Below are 17,782 nucleotides of genomic sequence, written 5' to 3' on the forward strand. Positions count from 1 at the left end.
TTCCGGTCCGGGCGCGGGCGTCGTTCCTCGGCCCTCCCCCTGCGCGGCACCTCCGGCTCCGGCGGCGTTGTCGGCCGCCTGAGCCTGCGGTTCCGCTACGGGCGAGTGCCTCGTTCCTCGGCCCTCACCCTGCGCTGCACCTCCGGCTCAGGCGGGCACCGGGATCTGCCGCACGCCCACGGCCCGCAGCACGAACGACTCCGCGGCGCGGATCGTGCGCTCGCGCGCGCCCGGCTCGTCGGGGATGAGCCGCCCGGACAGGCAGGCGTTGACGAGGTGCACCGTCGGGTCGATGTCCTGCGGGGGGAACTCGCCGGCCGCGATCCCGGCGACCAGGATGCGGCGCAGGATCGACTCGACGATCTCGGCGTGCTCGCGCAGCCGCTGCTGGGTCGCGCGGGACAGGACCGTGCGCAGGTCCGGCCCGGGCGCGAGGTGGAACACGCGCGTGAGCTGGGCCTGCTGCCAGATGTACGTGCGCAGCTGTTCCACCGGGTCCTCCACGCCGTCCAGAGCCCGCTCGAGCGTGTGCGCGTACTGCTCGGTCTCGTGCGTGATGAAGCCGAGCAGCAGGGCTTCCTTGTCGTGGAAGTGGTTGTAGACGGCCGTGCGGCCCACACCGGCGGCGGCGGCGATGTCGGCGAGCGTGATGGTGTCGAAGCCGCGCTCGGTCATCAGCGTGGACAGGGCGGTGAACAGCTTGTGCCGCGTCATCTGGCGGTGTTCGTGAAGGCTTTTGCCGATGATCTTGGGCATGCTGACATCATAGGGGCCGGTTGTCATGAAGCATGACGCGCCCGGACGGTGGGACGGCCCCGTCCGAATGGCGACGTATTCTCTGGCCATGACCAGCGCGGACGCCGAACCGATCGTTCCCGACACCAAGGACTGGACGTGGGTGCTCGATCGCCCGTGCCCCGAGTGCGGGTTCGACGTGCATGCGGTGGGCCGGGCCGGGATCGGCGACGCGGTGCGCGGCACCCTCCCGCGCTGGGAGTCGGCACTCGCCCGCCCGGACACCGGCGTGCGCCCCGACCCCGCGACGTGGTCGGTGCTCGAGTACGGCGCGCACGTGCGTGACGTGTTCCGCATCTTCGACGGACGCCTCGCGTCGATGCTCGACGAGGACGACCCGCTGTTCGCCAACTGGGACCAGGACGCGACGGCGATCGAGGACGACTACGCGCACCAGGACCCCGCTGTCGTGGCCCGGCAGCTCGCCGAGGCGGGCGCTGCGATCGCTGCTCGCTTCGACGGTGTGGGGGCAGGCCAGTGGGAGCGGACGGGGCGCCGCTCGAACGGCTCGGTGTTCACGGTCGGCACGCTCGGGCAGTACTTTCTGCACGACGTGGTTCATCACCTTCGTGATGTGAACGCCTAGATTGACCCAGACGGAAACGTTGTCCCAAATATCCGACTAGCGGGCATGTGGGCGCATAGTGAACGGCTTCACGGGACCTTTCGCAAGCCGAAGCGCCGTCGGACACGCATTTGTTTCCTCTCTGTAACACGGCGGCGATACGCGCGTTCCAGGCCAGGCGTAATCTGCGTGGCCATGACCTACCTGACAGGGGCGATTCCCGCGGAGCACGCTTCCGGGCACATCCTCGTGCTGCCCCTGACGCGATCCGGTGAACCGGTATCGGTCGTCGAGCTGGCGTCCGCCTGGTTCTCCGACGTCGCGTGGCTGCGCGAGGCGTCCCGGGTGACGGGCGCGCGGCCCATGACCGGAGCGCGCTTCCGGGGCATGACGCAGACCGAGACGGTGGTGCCCGGTCTCATGCGCCTGGGGGAGTCGCACCTCGCGCACGGGCCGTTCCCCATCGGGGCGGCGCACCTGCAGGAGCTGGGGGTCGCCGCGGAGAAGGCAGATGCGTACTCCCTGGCGCGCACCGACGGCCTGCGTGACGTCCGCGGCCCGGCGCCCGCCTCGTACGACGACCGCGACGGCATCGCCCGCACGTTCCCGCAGGCCCTGCCGCAGGGCGAGGAGCTGCGCATGATCCAGTGGGCCGTGGCGGCGGCCCGCAAGACCGCCGGCGCCGTCGTCGCCGACGGCCGCTCGCCGCTCGTCCCGGACCAGGCGGCCTCGGTCAACCTGAGCCTCTACAGCGCCCACGCGCTGACCATCGTCGACGTGCTGCCGATGCTGCGCGCGCTGATCGCAACCGCCGACGTCACCGTGGACCAGCCCACCGCCGACGGCTCGCCGCACTACCAGCTCGTCGGCAGCACCGCCTACGACGGCTCGATCGTCGTCGAGGTGGAACGCGTGGACCGCGTGCCGCGCGCCCTCGGCTCGCTGGACTGGCGCGCGTACGGGCCGTTCGCGTACCGGATGAACTGGGTCCCGGCCGACCCGTACGAGCTCGAGATGGAGCAGCCGTCCGGCCTGCACGCGATCGCACGGGCCCGCATGCGGGCCTCGATCGCGCGGCTCGCGGTGGCTCTGCAGAGCCGTATCGCGGGCGTTCTCGTCGACGACGGAGGCTTCCTCGCCGCGCCCGACGAGATGGAGGCACGCACCGACCCGTCCGGTGCCGGCGGCTCGCGCGCCTGGGTCTGAGGTCGACACGGGTCGCGCGACGCGCCGGAGAAGCGTTTTCCGCGTGTCGTCCACAGATTTCTTCCACAGGGCTGTGGGTGACGTGGCGGTTCCGCGGGTGCCCCTGTGGACAGATCTGTGGCTTTCGCGGGGGCCCAAATTACAACCGTGGAGCGTTTGCCGGGTGAAGGACACGCGGATAGAAACATGGCTAACGGTCTGACGGTGCAAGGCCAACCAGGGCGCCCTGGCTGGCCCGGCACCGGCAAGACAGTCAGGTCGACCGGAGAACGACAGGACGTCCCGTTCGCGGGCTGCGGGTGACGACGCAGGTGCCTGAACGGGGCCGGAAGACCACCCGCGTCCGACGTGTCCGTGGAGAACAGGCCTGGCAATCCGGGCCTGACGGGCTCGCACCGGGGCCGTGACGTCGACACGCCGCCCTTGATCCCCGGGAATCGTCGATCATGGGTACGCGGTTTTGCCAGAGCCCCCCGGCCTGCCCCGGGGGGCCCTGGCGCGTCCGGGCCTAGGCTCGGGCACATGAGCAACCTGGAGACGCGACCCGCCGAGCAGGTGTGCACCGCCGGCGAGCGACGCGAGGGTGTGGAGCTCCTGGAGCCGCGGGACGTCCCGCTGGGCGGCCCGCGTGCGATGGGCGTGCGGCGCACCATCCCGCAGCGGGCCCGGTCCCTCGTGGGCGCCTGGTGCTTCGCCGACCACTACGGGCCCGAGGACGTGTCCGCGTCCGACGGCATGCAGGTGCCGCCGCACCCCCACACGGGCCTGCAGACGGTGAGCTGGCTGTTCGAGGGCGAGATCCTGCACAGGGACTCCGTGGGCTCGCTCCAGACGGTGCGACCGGCCGAGCTCAACCTGATGACGGCGGGCTTGGGGATCTCGCACTCCGAGGAGTCGCCGGCGACCGGCCGCCCGCCGCTGCTGCACGGCGTGCAGCTGTGGACGGCGCTGCCCTCGTCGGCCCTGGGGATCGCCCCGCACTTCGAGCACCATGCGGACCTGCCGGCCGGGGTCGTCGACGGCGCCCGGGTCCAGGTCTTCCTCGGCTCGCTGCGCGTGGCAGGCCAGGAGCTCGCGTCGTCGGCCACGACCTACACGCCCCTCGTCGGTGCGCAGCTCGACCTCGAGGCGGGCGCGGAGGTGTGGCTCGACGTCGATCCGTCGCACGAGCACGCCCTCCTCGTCGACGCGGGCGAGGTGACGTTCGAGGGCGCGGCCGTGCCCGTCGCGACGCTCGGCTACGTCTCGCCCGGGCGGCCGCGTCTGGTGGTGCGCGCCGGGACGGGAGCGCCCGCGCGGGCCGTGCTGATCGGCGGCGCGCCGTTCGAGGAGGACGTCATCATGTGGTGGAACTTCATGGGTCGCACCCACGACGACGTCGTGCGCGCCCGCGCAGACTGGATGGCGCAGATCGCCGACGGCGGCGGCGACGCCACCGCGTACGCACCTGGCGCCGCCGGCCGGCGGTTCGGCGAGGTGGCGGGGTACGCGAGCGGGCCGCTGCGCGCGCCCGCGCTGCCGGACGTCCGACTCAAGCCACGGACGCGCCCCGAGTCACGCTGACCTCTCCGCAGGGCGAAGGATCGGCGGGTGGAGCACCGCCGCCGTCGGGCTCACGCCCGGGACCAGGCGGTACAGCTCCGCGGGGCGGCCGGGGCCGTCGGTGGTGACGTGGCCCGTCGGCTCCAGGAAGCCCGGCGTGCCCGTCGCCTTGCGGTGGAAGTTGCGCGCGTCCAGGTGTGTGCCCCACACCGCCTCGTAGACGTGGCGCAGCTCCGCGACGGTGAACTCTTCGTGGCAGAACGCCGTGGCGAGGGGCGAGTACTCGAGCTTCGCGCGTGCCCGCTCGACGCCGTCGGCCAGGATCCGGTCGTGGTCGAACGCGAGGTCTCTCGCCGGCACCGGGAACCACCCCGCCGCCGCGGCATCCCCACCCGCCTCGGGCAGGCCGAAGGCCGGTGCGAGCAGCAGGTACGCGACCGAGAGGACAGGCCCCCTGGGGTCCCGGTCCTGCGGACCGTAGGTGCGCAGCTGCTCCAGGTGCCACTCCGGCTGCCCGACGGCGGTCGCGCGCCCCGAGCGCGTCGCCTCGCCTGTCGCGGCGCTCGCCGGGGCGGTGACCCCTGTCTCCTCCGCGAGCTCCCGCGTGGCGGCCTGCTCCAGCGACTCGCCGGGCAGCACGAAGCCGCCGGGGAGCGCCCGGGCGCCGCGGAACGGGTCGAGGAGCCGCTCGACGAGCAGGACGTGCAGGGCCCCGTCGCGGACGGTGAGCGCGACGACGTCCACGGTGACGGGGAACGCTCCGGCCGTGCGGGGGATCATGGCCCGACACTATGTTCTCGTCACCTTGACGACAACCTGGAGGAGTGGATATCGTCATTCTGACGACAACGAACGAAGGAGAGCGGCGATGGCGACCGTCAAGCGGTACCCCCTGATCCACCGGTTCCTCGGCTCGGCGAGCGAGTACGTGGTGCACCTGAACCGTGGCGAGGTGCGCCACCAGGGTGTGGGCCAGGCGTTCTGGTTCCGGCCTGACACGTCCGTGCTCAGCGAGGTGCCCGCCACCGACCAGGAGCTGCCCGTCCTGTTCCACGCGGTCACCCGCGACCAGCAGGACGTCACCGTCCAGGCCAACGTCACCTACCGCTTCGCCGACCCGGTGCTCGCCTCCCAGCGCCTCGACTTCGGGATCTTCCCGCTGCGCGGCGGTCGGGGCGAGGCGGCGAGCGGGCGCCAGCAGGTGGGGGCGATCGTCGGGCAGCTCGCACAGAGCGTGACCGTCGACCTCGTCGCGACGCTCGACCTCGCAGAGGCCCTCGAGGCCGGCGTGGGGCGCGTGCGTGCAGCGCTCGGTGCCACGCTCGCCGAGGATGCTCGTCTCGCCGCGACCGGCATCGAGGTGCTCGGCGTCCGCGTGCTCGCCGTGCGGCCGGAGGCCGACGTCGAGAAGGCGCTGCGCACCCCCGTGCGCGAGCGGCTCCAGGCCGAGGCGGACCGCGCGACGTACGAGCGCCGTGCGCTCGCCGTCGAGCGGGAGCGCACCATCTCGGAGAACGAGCTCGCCAGCCAGATCGAGCTCGCCACCCGGCGCGAGCAGCTCGTCGCGCAGGAGGGCGCCAACAAGCGGCGCGAGGCCGAGGAGGCTGCCGCGGCGGCGCTCGTCGCGACGCGGTCGAACGCCGAGCGGCGGGAGATCGACTCGGCGGCCCGGGCTGCCGAGCTGGAGCGGATCGGCGCGGCCGAGGCCACGAAGGAGGCCGCGCTCATGGCGGTGTACGCGAACGTCGGGCGGGACGTGCTGCTCGCGCTCGCGATGCGCGACGCCGCGACCAACCTCCCTTCGGTCGGGTCGGTCACGCTCACGCCAGACCTGGTGACCGGGCTGCTCGGGTCGCTGACGGGGCGGGCCGCGGGCACCACCACGGGAGCCGCCGGCGGTGGGGCGGCGGGCGCGTGAGCCTGCGCAGGCGGGCGGTGCTGGTGCACCGCCGCACCGAGCTCGACGAGCTGCTGGACCGGCACGCGACCCGCGGGCAGGCCGAGTTCTTCCTGCGCACCCGCGGACGCACCCTCGAGGAGGTGCAGGGGCGGCACGACGCCGTCGTCGAGGCGCGGCGGGCCGTCGCCGGCGCCGTGCCGTCCGAGTGGGCTCTGGCCGAGGTGGAGCGCGGCGACCTCGACCGGTTCCTGTTCGCGCCCGAGGATGTCGTGCTCGTCGTGGGGCAGGACGGGCTCGTCGCGAACGTCGCCAAGTACCTCGACGGACAGCTCGTCGTGGGTGTCGACCCCGAGCCCGGGGCCAACGCGGGGGTGCTCGTGCGGCACGCGGTCCCCGGCGCCGTCCGGGTGCTGGGGTCGCTCGCCCAGGGCGGGGCGGCGGCGACCGTGCCCAGCGACGACCTCACCATGGTGCACGCCCGGCTCGACGACGGGCAGGAGCTGTACGCGCTCAACGAGCTGTTCGTCGGGCACCCGAGCCACCAGTCGGCGCGCTACGTGCTCGGGATCGGCGGGCGGACCGAGCGGCAGTCGTCGTCGGGCCTGATCGTCGGCACCGGGACCGGTGCTACAGGGTGGTGCGCATCGATCGCGCACGACCGTGGCGGGCGCTCGCTGCCGGGGCCTGCCGACCGGGCGCTGGCCTGGTTCGTGCGTGAGGCCTGGCCCTCGCCCGTCTCGGGCGTCTCCCTCATCGAGGGCGTGCTCGGTGCGCGGGACGAGGCGCTCGTCACCGTGCAGTCGGACCGGCTCGTCGTCTTCGGCGACGGGATCGAGGCGGACCGGCTCGACGTCGGCTGGGGCCAGGACGTGCGGGTCGGCGTGGCCGACCGGACTCTTCGCCTGGCCTCGTGAGCGGGACGACGCCGGAGCTCAGGCCTCGAAGTCGTAGCGGACGACGAACTCGCCCGCGTCGAGCGTGATCTCACTGACCTCGACGGCGGTGCCCGCGGCGTCGAAGGCGGTGCGGGTGACTGCCAGGACGGGCGTGCCGGGCTCGATGTACATCGCCCGGACCTCCTCGATCGTCGGCATCCGGCCGACGACCTCCTCGCGGAACCGCACGGGCGCGTGCCCGATCTCGGCGAGCCGCGCGTGCGTTCCTCCGATCCCGGCGTCCTCCTCGGCGATCGGCGTGCCGGCGGCGATCGACGTCGGCACATAGGACGTCGCGAGGAGCAGCGGTTTGCGACCCCGCAGGTGGCGGCGCTCGCGCACGGTCACCGTCTCGCCGTCGGCCAGCCGGAGCGCCGCGCGCACTGCGTCGTCGGGGGCCACGTCGGACGCCACCGTCATGGTCTGGACGGTGAGCCCGGCGCCCGGCGTCTCCGCGGCGGGGACGCCGTCGGGCGCGGTGTGGGCGCCGCTGTCGCGCACCATGGGCTCGAACGCACGGACGAAGACGCCGGACCCGTGGCGGGTCACGGTCAGCCCTTCGTCCTTGAGCATCGCGAGCCCGTGGCGGGCGGTCATGCGCGCGACCCCGTAGGTCGACATCAGGGCCGCCTCGCTGGGAAGGCGGTCGCCCGGGTGGTACGTCCCGGAGCGGATTGCGGCTCGAAGGTCGGCGGCGATGCTGGCGGCGGTCACTCTGCCCTCTCTAGACACGAATCCCACCTAACTAGGGACTGTGGCATATACGCAACTTTTGGCGTTGTCGGTTGCGAACTCTAGATGTCGCCCGCACGATGTCTATGCGGCTAGAGGAAGGTCCTCGGCGACAAGGGGGAGACATGGGATGGCAGGCGGGGACGCCGTGACCAGCACGCTCGCGGACTCGGCGGGGGCGGCGTCGGCACTCCTGGAGGAGCTCGGCGACGAGCGCGTGAAGTGCGTGGAGGTGTACCGGGATCGCCTGCTCGTGCACCCGCTCCGGCTGCCGGACGGCGCGGCGCTCGCCGAGTCGCTGGGCCTGCCGCACTACCTCGACGTGCCGGGCACCACGCCTGGCTACTCGATGTGGCGTGGCGTCTGGAACGGCTGGGACGTCCACGTGTTCGGCGCCCTCCGCGGCGCTCCGGGCGCGGGGGTGGTGCGGCTCTGGCCGGTCTAGTCGTGGCGGGTGAGAAGCCGGGTGATTCCGCCTGACACGGACATCGGCGACACGCCTTGGAGGCACGCTGGTAGCAAGGAGTCCTTGGAGCCGGGCTCCGACGGCGAACGCCCCGGGTTCAGAGACCTGGCCTGGGCCTGGGGCGTTCGTGCTGGAGCGGGTCGTGGGAAGTCGAACCCGCACTGTCACGCTGCGGAAGGTCGGATCATGAGCAAAGAACCCGGCCCGACATGGGCCGACGCGTGCGCATTCGTCGCATTCGCTGACGTGTTCGTCCTCATTGCCCTTGCGGAGGGGCTGCAGTACGCCCTGTGGACAACCTTGCTCGCCCCTCTACCCATCGCGCTCGTCGTGCACGACTACGTTGCGATGCGTCAGGGCACGAATCAGCATTCACGCAAGTAGCCGGCACCCCGGGTTCCGCCTGACCCCGCTGACTCAGGTCAGCCCGTGCCGGACCGCGTACATCGCGGCCGAGGTGCGTGAGCGGACATCGAGCTTGATCAGGATGTTGCTGACGTGCCGGTGAACGGTCCGCTCGCTCAGGAAGAGCTGAGCGGCGATCTCGGCGTTCGTCTCGCCCGTGGTGATCAACCGCAGCACCTCGATCTCCCGAGGGCTCAGCACGGCAAGGTGCGCGTTCTGAGCCGACATCAGCCCGCGGACCCGGGACGCGTCGGGCCGGGCGCCGAGCCGCTCGAACGTCGCCAGGGCCGCGCGGAACTCCATCAGCGCGCCTTCCTCGTCACCGAGTACCCGGCACCCCTCCCCGATCCCCACGCCGATCTCGGCGGTCTCGTACGGGGCGGCGAGCTCACGCCATCGATCCGACGCCTCCCGCAGCAGGCGCAGCGCGTCGGCGGGTCGGTTCTCGCTCAGCCCGACAGCGCCACGAGCGGCATCCAGGACGGCCCGCATGGCGGTTGTCGGGTAGGTCTGAGCGATCTTTTCCAGCTCGGTGATGAAATCCTTGGCCTCGTCGATCCGACCAGCGGCGAGGCTGATCTCGACCGCCGCCGGGAGGAGCACGAGCCGGTCGCCCGCCAGCTGCCGCTCGGCCAGGACCCGCCGCAGGCCCGCGGCGGCGGCCTGGGCATTTCCCTGGCTGAGCCGGTAGAGCGCGAGTCCCGGCTGGGCCACGTGCCCGAAGGACGTCGCCCGCTCGAAGGCCTCCTCGACACCCGGCCGCCCTTGCAGCCGACGCAGCTCGCCGAGCTCGTACCAGGCATGGCCGGCAACGAGCTGTCCGTCCACGGCCAGGTCACGGCAGGTCTGCTCGAGCTCGGCCTCGGCCCGGGACCAGTCCCCGCGCAGGCGCATCAGGATCGCACGATAGATCCGACAGTTGCCGAAGTAGGCGCCACCCAGCTGCGGCAGCGTGCCGAGCCATTGGTCGAGGGCGACCGACCACTCCGTTGCGCGCGCGATCTCCTGTACCTCGTAGCACGAGCCGATGGCGGCGCAGTACATGACGCTCGTCGTACACGGCGAGGTAGCCCGGGTCAGGATGCGGACCATCGCCTGATCGAGGAGCGCCAGCCCGTTCTCGAGCGATCCAAGCTTCAGAGTGGCACGGCCACGCATCGTGGTGGCGATCGTGATCAGGTCGATGTCGCCGCGGCCGAGCCCCAGCTCCGTCGCCCGGTGCAGCAGACCCTCGGCGGTCGGGTAGTCACCCCTGCCGATGTACCCGTAGGCCCGCGGGATCAGGAGCCAGCCGTACTCGCCCGACCCCCGCTCTTCCGCCAGCGTCCGGGCCCGCTCGACCCAGCCGGCCGCGGTGGCGAACTCGCCTCGCGCAAAGATGTGAGCACTCCAGAGCCAGTACGTCGCACGGGTCGCCGCGTGGATCTCGCCGGCCTCAGCCCGGAGCTCGAAGCATCGGGTCAGTACGGCGATCGCTTCGTCGATCCGCCCGACGACCTGGGCGGACTCGGCCCAGGACTCAAGGTCCTCGACAGCCAAGGGCGTGGCCCGGTCCGCGGACGCGTACTCCTCGCAGGCCCGGACCCACCGCGACGCGTGGTGATGCTCGCGAGCGGCACCAAGGTGGCGGACGTCGTCGTTCATCGCACTCTCCCGCTGCCGATTCTCCCAGCCCGTGGCAGTGGGTAGGAATACCCAGCGCGGCCGCCCGAGGATGGCCCGCTGTGCGGAAGCGACGCCACCGGGACGGCGCGGATCGTCGACCTCAAGCCCCGAACCCAGCGGGGCACCGAACCCGGGAGGACGCCATGACCGCTCCGTTCATCTTCATCGGCACCCACAAGATCAAGCCTGGCAAGCGGGAGGAGTTCAAGAAGTACTTCGAGCGGTTCAGCTCGGACGTCGTAGAGCCCCAGGAGCCGCGACTGCACTCCTTCTATGGTTACGCGGCGCCGGACTCCGACTACGTCACGGTCGTGCAGGTGCACCCCGACGCCGACTCGATGGCGACACACATGAAGGTGGGGATGGAGCACTTCGCCTCCGCCTACGCCGAGTACCTCGAACCGGAAAGCGCCCTGCAGATCTACGGAAACCTCACCGAGGACCTGATCCGAACGATTTCTGCCGCCGCACAGACCGATGGTGGCGGCTCGAGCGTGACGATCCGGGAACCGTTCACGGGATTTGACCGGCTGCCCCGCTCGTGAGTACCGGGCACACGGTCGCCGCTCGGTCGGTGGGAGGCAGGTGCGGGGCACGAGATCCCGTGCCCTGCTTCCTACCGGTCGCGCCCCTGACCCGATCGGTGTGAAGGTCGAGGGGTCACGCCGAACTGGCCAAGGGGGATATCCGATGAGGGGACTGCGTGTGTGGTTGCTGAACCGGTGTGGGAATGCTGCGGTTCAGTGTGCTGGGCTGTTCGCTCTTTCGGGTGTGCTTGCGCTGACGGCCATTCCGACCAGCCCTGAACGGGCAGCTTTGCTCATGGTGGTCGCCGTGGCAGATCTGGTCACGGCGGGCCTGACTCTCGCGTGTCCGTGGGCATCATGGCCGGCCGGCCGGACGGCGGTCCTGGCGTGGCCGGCATTCACGTTGATCGGTCTGTCCACGTGGGCGTTCGGCGGGTTCGCGGCGGGCACAGGGCCGTTCTTCGTGCTGTTCTTCGCCTGGCTGGGCCTGCATCACGAGCCGAAGGTGATCCTGCGGTGCGCACCCCTGGCGGCCGTGGCCTACGCGGTCCCCCTGGCGGTCTCAGGCGCGGATGCGCGCCTTGTCGGCACCACGGTGATCCTGATGCCGATCGCGGTCGGTGTCGGGCTGATCATCTCGGCCCGGGTGCGCGCCCTGGCCCAGGCCCAGGAGCTGCTGGCCTTCCAAGCGACCCACGACCCGTTGACCGACCTGCCGAACCGGGCCCTGGCGATGCGAACACTTCACGCGGCCCTGAGCCGTGCACAGCGCACCGGCGACCTGATCGCCGTGATGTTCATCGACCTCGACGGGTTCAAGACCGTCAACGACACCCACGGCCACCAGGCCGGGGACGCGGTCCTGCGCACGGTGGCGGACCGGCTCCGAGCCAACAGCCGTGCCGGAGACGCCGCCGCCCGGCTCGGCGGCGACGAGTTCGTCGTCGTTCTCGAACCCGTGGACCGCGAGGCCTCGGCCGTAGCCGCTGCCCAACGGATCATCCGCGCGGTCTCCCGACCAATTCCTGTCGGGGACAGCAACGAGGTCCGCGTCGGCGCCAGCGTGGGGCTCACCTTCAACCTGGACGCGGCCACCGATGCCGACGCCGTCCTGAACGAGGCCGACCAGGCCGCCTACCGCGCCAAGAACAGCGGCCGCGGCCGCGTCGTCGTATTCAGCAGCACAGAAGGGGACCTCGCCGAACCGGTGCGGGTCCCTGCCTCTACCAGAGAGAGGAATGCCACGGAGAGGGGAGGGGGCAACGACGACCGAGCGACGCGACGCCCCGCATCGACGCGGGTGGAGCCTGCCGACCTGTTCGACGTGGGCATGCAGGCCCCGCCAGTCGGCACGGTGGAGGTCTACCTGCCCGCGCCGCTGAGCCTGTCCTTCGCCAACGAAGCGATGGCGAGCTCCTCGAACCCTCGCGGCGGGGCCCATCTCGAGCAGCTGACCAACCTCTACGTCGACGCCGTCGACGCCGCGGTCAGGTGGCTGCAGCGCGAGGCCGGCCACGTGGAGGTGGCGGACGGGGTCACCCACCCGGCGCAGCTGTCGATCACGCGGGTTGCGCACACACGGATCCCCGGGCGCAACTTCTCCCAGCTGCACGCGCACCTGTACGTCGGTCCGGTCGGGACCTCACTCGAGGACGGGCAGACGTATCCCGTGAACCGCTCCCGCCTCGATGGAGCCCTGGAGTCGCTGTACGCGGAGCACCGCAGCACCCTGGAGCGCACCACGGCCGCCCTGGGCTTCAGGTGGGGCCCGGTACCGAACCACCACCCGACGCACCACGAGATCATCGTCCCGCCGTTCGCGGAGCATCTGAGTGACGACCTGCGGGCCGACTGTCCGCCGGTCTACACCGGCGTGAAGCGGCTCTACGCAGACGCCCAGGCTCGCCGGCTCGACGTGGAGTGACCCCACGGGGCGGGCTGACCTCCCGCACGCCGCGGGCCGGCCACGGAGCTGGATGAGACGCGTTTGTCGGCGCCTTAGCTGTGCTCCATGCTGTGCGCGCCGGCGGGAGCGGTTCCGGCTGAGCACCAAGGAGAGAAACGTGTCCACCCTCAAGAGAGCTCTGGCAGCCGTCGCAACGGTCGCACTCACCGGGTCCCTGACCGTCGCCGCGGCGACGCCCGCTGCGGCCGTGTGGTACGAGGACGGAGTCTTCGCACTCCGCTACACCGACGAGCTGTGGCAGGTCGACATCGCTACGGACAGCGCCTACCCGCTGACCTACACCGACTGGGAGGCGCTGGGCTTCCCTGCCCCGAAGCCGGCCCGCACCGACTACGTCAAGTACCCGTGGTCGCCAACGGTGTACGCGGTGACAATCTTCGGTGACGAGCGAGAGGAGTGGCACTGGGAGAGCATCACGTACGAGCAGTGGGCGCGGGCAGGCTTCCCGGCTCCGCGTAACGCAGGTTGGATCGAGGGCTCGTACTACTACCAGTGGGCCACGTCCGACGAACTCTTCGTGGTTGCCCCCGACGAGACCATCCACAAGCTGACCTTCGCTGAGTGGGCAGCCAGCGGGTTCGAGCAGCCGGAGCGGTACGAGAACGAGGGCTTCATCAACTTCCCCCTCGAGCCGCGGCACATCCTCTACTCCTCGAACCTCGACGCTAGGTCGATCGATTACCTCACGTACTCGGAGTGGGAGGCATTCGGTTTCCCGACGCCGCGTCTCGCCACCGACTGGTGACATCCACATGACCTCGCCCGGTGAGCTCGGGACAGGGCGCGGTCACGATCGACTCCGGATAGGCCCGTCGCGACCGGGCAGGTGATCTACGGCATCTTGTGGCAGCCACGGACGGACGCCCCCGGGAAACGACTCCGCCCCAGTTCAGGAAGTAGCCTCTGACCTGGGGCGGAGCCCTGTGGAACGGGTGACGGCAACGAGCGTCGGCGTCCTTCTAGAAGACCCACCTGAACACTGTCACCGCGCCGACAATCACCAGGAAGAGAAGGACGAGGCCGGCGAGCAGGCACCCGACGGCAAAGGCGTCGTCCCACCAGGGTCCTCCGACATCACGTCCGCGAGCCGACCAGTCGAGCTTCCTGCCAGCGGCGGCTTCCGCCCGTGCACGGACGTCGAGCAGCCGCTGTCGCGCCAGCTCGGTCGTCGCATCCTCCTCGGAGCCACTCCAGCGCAGTCCCCGCATGATCCGGACCGGGTCGCGGCCGCAGGCGCGTTCAAATGCGGCCGCCTCACCAGGGTCGCGCTGCTCGCTGAGATATGACCAGCGCCCCGCCTCCACGCGATCACCCTCGAGACGGCAGACGTCCGCCAGTCGCTCACGCGCGTCGAGTCGGTGCGGCAGGCTCTGGACGAGGCTCTGCAAACGGGTGCGCGCCATCGTGATGTCACCCTTGTGGAGGTCATCTTCGACTCTTGCCAAAGTTCTCTCCACGGTCACGGGCGTCACTCTAGTGTCTGCCAATGGCTGGAGTCAGCCCGCCTCCGAGCGGCCGAGCGCTTCGTCCTGCCCGGCGGCCGGAGGTATGAGCAGAAGTGGGATGGCTTTCTTCACTGAACTCGTCAAGTCATCCATTGGGGCCGGCCTGTCCGGCGCGAGTTAGGTGGTCGTGCGCTTTACGATCGCAAGCATGATGTTGCGAAGAGCCGCCTTTGTGACCGCTGTAGCCGCAGGCTGCGGCCTGGGACTGTCGGCGTGCACCGCACCCTCGTCGCACGGAACCCTGGGGATTCTCCGGGCGGACGACGGCGGCCTGCACGCCATCGTGCAGATGTGCTCCTTCCACATCAATGGCGTCACCGTGCGTGACGTCGACGGTCCAGACGAGTACTTCAACCGAGTCACGCTCGACAACGCCGTCACGGATCTCGACCGCGTGCCGCTGCCCCTCGACCTCGAAGAAACCAGTGCGGCCAGCCAGGCCAGCTATGAAGTTTTCGCCTGGTCGGAGGACAGCTCGGCGAATGTCGAGGGGCTGCAGTTCACCGCCGCCGACCTCGAGACGCTCGAGGTGGGTGAGGTTCTCACCGGGGTCTTCCGCGACGAAGCCTGGATCCTCGACAGGCAGCCCGAGGACGAGTTCGTCGATCTCGTCAAGGAGTCCTGCGCCGAGTAGGTAAGAGTTCGAGGAGATCCAGCGGCGCGGCGGAGGTCCCGTCCGGTCGTTCCACCCACGGCAGGTGCCCTGCGCCCGGCCATCGCCGCTGCCGCGCTCCGGGAACGAACACCTGGGAACGTGATCCAGGTTGCGTCCGAGCCGTCCGAGGGCTGACATCCGCTCCCGATTGGGGCCGCTTTGGGGCCGGGCACTCACAGAGGGGCCCTGGATAAAACTCCGCCCCAGGTCAGGAAACATCCTCTGACCTGGGGCGGAGCCCTGTGGAGCGGGTGACGGGAATCGAACCCGCGCTATCAGCTTGGGAAGCTGAAGTTCTGCCATTGAACTACACCCGCATCGTCCGGTTCGTGCCGCTGTGGGCGGGCTGTCCGGTACCGTCCGCTTCCCGATAGGGTTTGCGCTCGGCGCCGGTCGAACCTGGCGTCCCCGATCATAGCCGACGCCGCCCGAGATGCCAGAACCGGCGGCGAAGCCCTCGTCCACCGCCCGGAGAGTGACGTGAGCCAGCACCCCAACGAGCACCCGACGCAGCCGTACATCGACCCGGACGAGGACGGCGGCGCACAGCCGCACCCGAACGAGCAGGCCACGGCCCCGTACGACACGGCCGCGCACCCGAACGAGCAGGCCACAACCCCGTACGACACGGCCGCGCACCCGAACGAGCAGGCCACAACCCCGTACGGCTCCACCGCGCACCCGAACGTGCAGGTCACGGTCAACTACGGCGGCGGGCAGCCCGACGAGCAGGCGACCGAGCGGCTCACGAACCCCGCAGAGAACAACCTGACCCGGCCCCTGCCCGCCGGGATGCGGACGCCCGGGCCGACCGGTCCGGCGTCGGCCATCGTGACGGCCAAGCCGTACGGGCCGCCTCCCACGCCCCCGGCCCTGCCGGGCTCGAAGTCGCGCCTGGTGGCGGGTCTGCTCGGGATCTTCGTCGGCGGCCTGGGCCTCCACCGCTTCTACCTGGGCTATCACGGGATCGGCCTGGCGCTGTTGATCGGGACGGTGTTCCTCAGCATCCTGAGCCTCGGCGCGCTGATCTGGCTCGGCCCCCTCTGGGGCCTCATCGAGGGGATCCTGTACCTGGCGTCGAAGAAGGGCTACTGGTCGGTGGACGCCCGCCGGGTCCCGCTGAGCGACTGACGACGCGAGCCTCGGCGCCGACGTCGTACCGTGAGGCCGTGCTCCTCTCCGACCGCGACATCAGCGCCGAGCTCGACGCAGGCCGGGTCGTCCTCGACCCGTACGAGCCGTCGATGCTCCAGCCGTCCAGCATCGACGTGCGCCTGGACAAGTTCTTCCGGCTGTTCGACAACCACAAGTACCCCTTCATCGACCCCGCGCAGGAGCAGCCGGAGCTGACCCGCCTGGTCGAGGTGGACCAGGGCGAGCCGCTCGTGCTGCACCCGGGGGAGTTCGTGCTGGGCTCCACCTTCGAGGCGGTCACCCTGCCCGACGACGTCGCGGCCCGCCTCGAGGGCAAGTCCTCGCTCGGTCGCCTGGGCCTGCTCACCCACAGCACGGCGGGCTTCATCGACCCAGGCTTCAGCGGGCACGTCACCCTCGAGCTGAGCAACGTCGCCACGCTGCCGATCACGTTGTGGCCGGGGATGAAGATCGGTCAGATGTGCTTCTTCCGGCTGTCGTCGGCCGCCGAGCACCCGTACGGCTCGGACCGGTACGGCTCGCGCTACCAGGGGCAGCGCGGTCCGACGGCGTCGCGGTCCTGGCAGAGCTTCCACCGCACCGACGTCTGAGGCGCGACTACTTCGGCGGGAAGGCTCGGGGCTACGCTGCCCCACATGGCCCAGCCGACCACCCCGCCACCGCTGCCCCGGGTCGCAGCACAGCCCCACCAGGCACGACACCTGCTCGCCGTGCCGGCGGACGTGCTTGTCGACGAGATCGAGGTCCTGGCTCTGTCCCGCTTCGCAGCGACGCGGTGGGACGTCACGCCGCAGGGCCTCGAGCCGGGCGAGGGCGGCGCGCCGCAGGGCCGGCCCGCGGCGTCGGGGGAGCCGGGCGTGCTGCGTCTGTCCCGCCACGCGACGCTCGCCGGCCCGTACGCGACGACGGGCGACGGATTCGACCTCGGTCTCCCGCCGGGCACCGCGATGGTGTTCGACGTCGTCTGCCACCGGGAGCGCGGCGAGGCGCCGTACCCGGGCGGCGGAGACCGCGACGGCCTCGCGCGCGCGTTCCCGGCGGGCATGCCGGAACGCGACGAGGAGCGGGTCGTCGCCTGGCTCATTGCGTCGGCGCGGCGGCTCGGCGGCTCCCTGCGGACCGACGTCGGAAACCTGTGGGGTGCCGCGCCGGGCGGGGAGGGCGGCCCGGTCGGAGCGGGCGTGGTCCTGACGCCCGACCCGGGCGTCGCGATCGACATGTCCGTGTACTCGGACGTGTGGCTCGACCCCCAGGCTGCGTTCTCGATCCTGCAGCCGGTGCACTCGCGCACCGTCCTCGCGACACAGGGGCGTGACTGGCAGGGCCCGCCGAAGGGCATCGCCGACCGGCCCCTCTACCCCGGCGAGAAGATGGACCCGGAGCTGCGCAAGCGGATCCACGCCGGGGCCGACGACTTCGACATCGCTGCCCTGCAGGCGCCGAAGGTCCTCGACGGCTACGGCCTGCTCATCGACCTGGGGCTCGACGGCATCGTCGCCGTCGAGGTGGCGGGCGAGGAGATGCTCCCGCTGCTGCTGCGCGACCTGCCCTGGACCGTGGACGGCGCCGTCTGCTACCGGGTGCGGTGGGAGCCGCCGGACCTCGTCGACTGGCAGAGCGAGTTCCCGTCGATGGAGCACAAGATCGCCCGCAAGCGTGCCTCGGAGCTGGTGGCGCAGGTCGCCTCGGCGATCCACCGGGCGGTGGGCGGGGAGATCGCGGACGAGGACGGCTTCCTGGTGGACCCGGCCGACCTGTAGCCC

Annotated in this window: 19 protein-coding genes and 1 tRNA gene; 14 read left to right on the forward strand and 6 right to left on the reverse strand. The window is 71.0% G+C overall.

What is annotated here, in order from left to right; all coding sequences use genetic code 11:
* Positions 1–147 precede the first annotated feature (147 nt).
* Positions 148–756 carry a TetR/AcrR family transcriptional regulator gene (locus L1785_RS21590; RefSeq protein ID WP_236091318.1) on the reverse strand — a complete coding sequence of 203 codons (609 nt, stop codon included), beginning with the start codon at positions 754–756 and terminating at the stop codon, positions 148–150.
* Positions 757–844: 88 nt separating this feature from the next.
* Here L1785_RS21590 and L1785_RS21595 point away from each other — a divergent pair, with 88 nt between their 5' ends.
* The 3 genes from L1785_RS21595 to L1785_RS21605 all read left to right on the forward strand — a co-directional run bounded on the left by L1785_RS21595 (position 845) and on the right by L1785_RS21605 (position 4,129).
* Complete coding sequence (locus L1785_RS21595) at positions 845–1,381, forward strand: DinB family protein (protein ID WP_236091319.1); 537 nt, start codon at positions 845–847, stop codon at positions 1,379–1,381.
* Positions 1,382–1,555: 174 nt separating this feature from the next.
* Positions 1,556–2,566, forward strand: coding sequence for a hypothetical protein (locus L1785_RS21600; RefSeq protein ID WP_236091320.1), 1,011 nt, complete (start codon positions 1,556–1,558; stop codon positions 2,564–2,566).
* A gap of 522 nt (positions 2,567–3,088) precedes the next feature.
* Positions 3,089–4,129, forward strand: a complete 1,041-nt coding sequence (locus L1785_RS21605) for a pirin family protein (protein ID WP_236091321.1) — start codon at positions 3,089–3,091, stop codon at positions 4,127–4,129.
* Here L1785_RS21605 and L1785_RS21610 read toward each other — a convergent pair.
* Entirely contained in the window at positions 4,121–4,888 is a 768-nt protein-coding gene (locus L1785_RS21610; RefSeq protein ID WP_236091322.1) for an NrtR DNA-binding winged helix domain-containing protein, read from the reverse strand. The genes L1785_RS21605 and L1785_RS21610 overlap by 9 nt on opposite strands.
* Before the next feature lie 88 nt (positions 4,889–4,976).
* On the opposite strand from L1785_RS21610, the gene L1785_RS21615 reads away from it, so the two are divergent.
* Positions 4,977–6,026, forward strand: coding sequence for an SPFH domain-containing protein (locus tag L1785_RS21615; protein WP_236091323.1), 1,050 nt, complete (start codon positions 4,977–4,979; stop codon positions 6,024–6,026).
* Positions 6,023–6,922, forward strand: a complete 900-nt coding sequence (locus L1785_RS21620; RefSeq protein WP_236091324.1) for a diacylglycerol kinase catalytic domain-containing protein — start codon at positions 6,023–6,025, stop codon at positions 6,920–6,922. Before L1785_RS21615 ends, L1785_RS21620 begins: the two co-directional genes overlap by 4 nt.
* Positions 6,923–6,940: 18 nt before the next feature.
* On the opposite strand, the gene L1785_RS23325 is transcribed toward L1785_RS21620, so the two are convergent.
* Positions 6,941–7,657, reverse strand: a complete 717-nt coding sequence (locus L1785_RS23325) for a GntR family transcriptional regulator (RefSeq protein WP_236091325.1) — start codon at positions 7,655–7,657, stop codon at positions 6,941–6,943.
* A 148-nt stretch (positions 7,658–7,805) separates the two neighbouring features.
* Here L1785_RS23325 and L1785_RS21630 point away from each other — a divergent pair, with 148 nt between their 5' ends.
* Both L1785_RS21630 and L1785_RS21635 read left to right on the forward strand, forming a co-directional pair.
* Positions 7,806–8,120 carry a hypothetical protein gene (locus L1785_RS21630; protein ID WP_236091326.1) on the forward strand — a complete coding sequence of 105 codons (315 nt, stop codon included), beginning with the start codon at positions 7,806–7,808 and terminating at the stop codon, positions 8,118–8,120.
* Positions 8,121–8,327: 207 nt separating this feature from the next.
* Complete coding sequence (locus tag L1785_RS21635) at positions 8,328–8,525, forward strand: hypothetical protein (protein ID WP_236091327.1); 198 nt, start codon at positions 8,328–8,330, stop codon at positions 8,523–8,525.
* 33 nt (positions 8,526–8,558) lie between these two features.
* On the opposite strand, the gene L1785_RS21640 is transcribed toward L1785_RS21635, so the two are convergent.
* On the reverse strand, positions 8,559–10,190 hold the full coding sequence (locus tag L1785_RS21640) for a helix-turn-helix transcriptional regulator (RefSeq protein ID WP_236091328.1): 1,632 nt from the start codon (positions 10,188–10,190) through the stop codon (positions 8,559–8,561).
* A 164-nt stretch (positions 10,191–10,354) separates the two neighbouring features.
* On the opposite strand from L1785_RS21640, the gene L1785_RS21645 reads away from it, so the two are divergent.
* From L1785_RS21645 to L1785_RS21655, 3 genes are all read left to right on the forward strand, one after another.
* A complete protein-coding gene (locus L1785_RS21645; protein WP_236091329.1) occupies positions 10,355–10,756 on the forward strand; it encodes a putative quinol monooxygenase in 402 nt (133 codons plus the stop codon).
* A gap of 289 nt (positions 10,757–11,045) precedes the next feature.
* Positions 11,046–12,662: a GGDEF domain-containing protein gene (locus tag L1785_RS21650; RefSeq protein WP_236091330.1), complete on the forward strand. Its 1,617-nt coding sequence runs from the start codon at positions 11,046–11,048 to the stop codon at positions 12,660–12,662.
* Between the two features lie 139 nt (positions 12,663–12,801).
* The gene (locus L1785_RS21655; RefSeq protein ID WP_236091331.1) at positions 12,802–13,449 is read left to right on the forward strand and encodes a hypothetical protein; all 648 of its coding nucleotides are present in this window, start codon (positions 12,802–12,804) and stop codon (positions 13,447–13,449) included.
* Between the two features lie 214 nt (positions 13,450–13,663).
* Here L1785_RS21655 and L1785_RS21660 read toward each other — a convergent pair whose 3' ends face one another.
* The gene (locus L1785_RS21660; protein ID WP_236091332.1) at positions 13,664–14,167 is read right to left on the reverse strand and encodes a DUF6584 family protein; all 504 of its coding nucleotides are present in this window, start codon (positions 14,165–14,167) and stop codon (positions 13,664–13,666) included.
* A gap of 169 nt (positions 14,168–14,336) precedes the next feature.
* On the opposite strand from L1785_RS21660, the gene L1785_RS21665 reads away from it, so the two are divergent.
* A complete protein-coding gene (locus tag L1785_RS21665; protein ID WP_236091333.1) occupies positions 14,337–14,843 on the forward strand; it encodes a hypothetical protein in 507 nt (168 codons plus the stop codon).
* Between the two features lie 264 nt (positions 14,844–15,107).
* Here L1785_RS21665 and L1785_RS21670 read toward each other — a convergent pair.
* A tRNA-Gly gene (locus tag L1785_RS21670) sits at positions 15,108–15,181 on the reverse strand.
* 163 nt (positions 15,182–15,344) lie between these two features.
* On the opposite strand from L1785_RS21670, the gene L1785_RS23330 reads away from it, so the two are divergent.
* From L1785_RS23330 to L1785_RS21685, 3 genes are read left to right on the forward strand one after another with little or no spacing between them, the layout of a single operon-like run.
* Positions 15,345–15,995: a TM2 domain-containing protein gene (locus tag L1785_RS23330; RefSeq protein ID WP_236091334.1), complete on the forward strand. Its 651-nt coding sequence runs from the start codon at positions 15,345–15,347 to the stop codon at positions 15,993–15,995.
* Positions 15,996–16,033: 38 nt separating this feature from the next.
* Positions 16,034–16,609 carry a dCTP deaminase gene (gene dcd / locus L1785_RS21680; RefSeq protein WP_236091335.1) on the forward strand — a complete coding sequence of 192 codons (576 nt, stop codon included), beginning with the start codon at positions 16,034–16,036 and terminating at the stop codon, positions 16,607–16,609.
* 45 nt (positions 16,610–16,654) lie between these two features.
* On the forward strand, positions 16,655–17,779 hold the full coding sequence (locus L1785_RS21685) for a hypothetical protein (RefSeq protein WP_236091336.1): 1,125 nt from the start codon (positions 16,655–16,657) through the stop codon (positions 17,777–17,779).
* The last annotated feature ends 3 nt before the right edge of the window (positions 17,780–17,782 follow it).

Source organism: Antribacter soli (assembly GCF_021568775.1).
GTDB classification, from domain to species: domain Bacteria; phylum Actinomycetota; class Actinomycetes; order Actinomycetales; family Cellulomonadaceae; genus Antribacter; species Antribacter soli.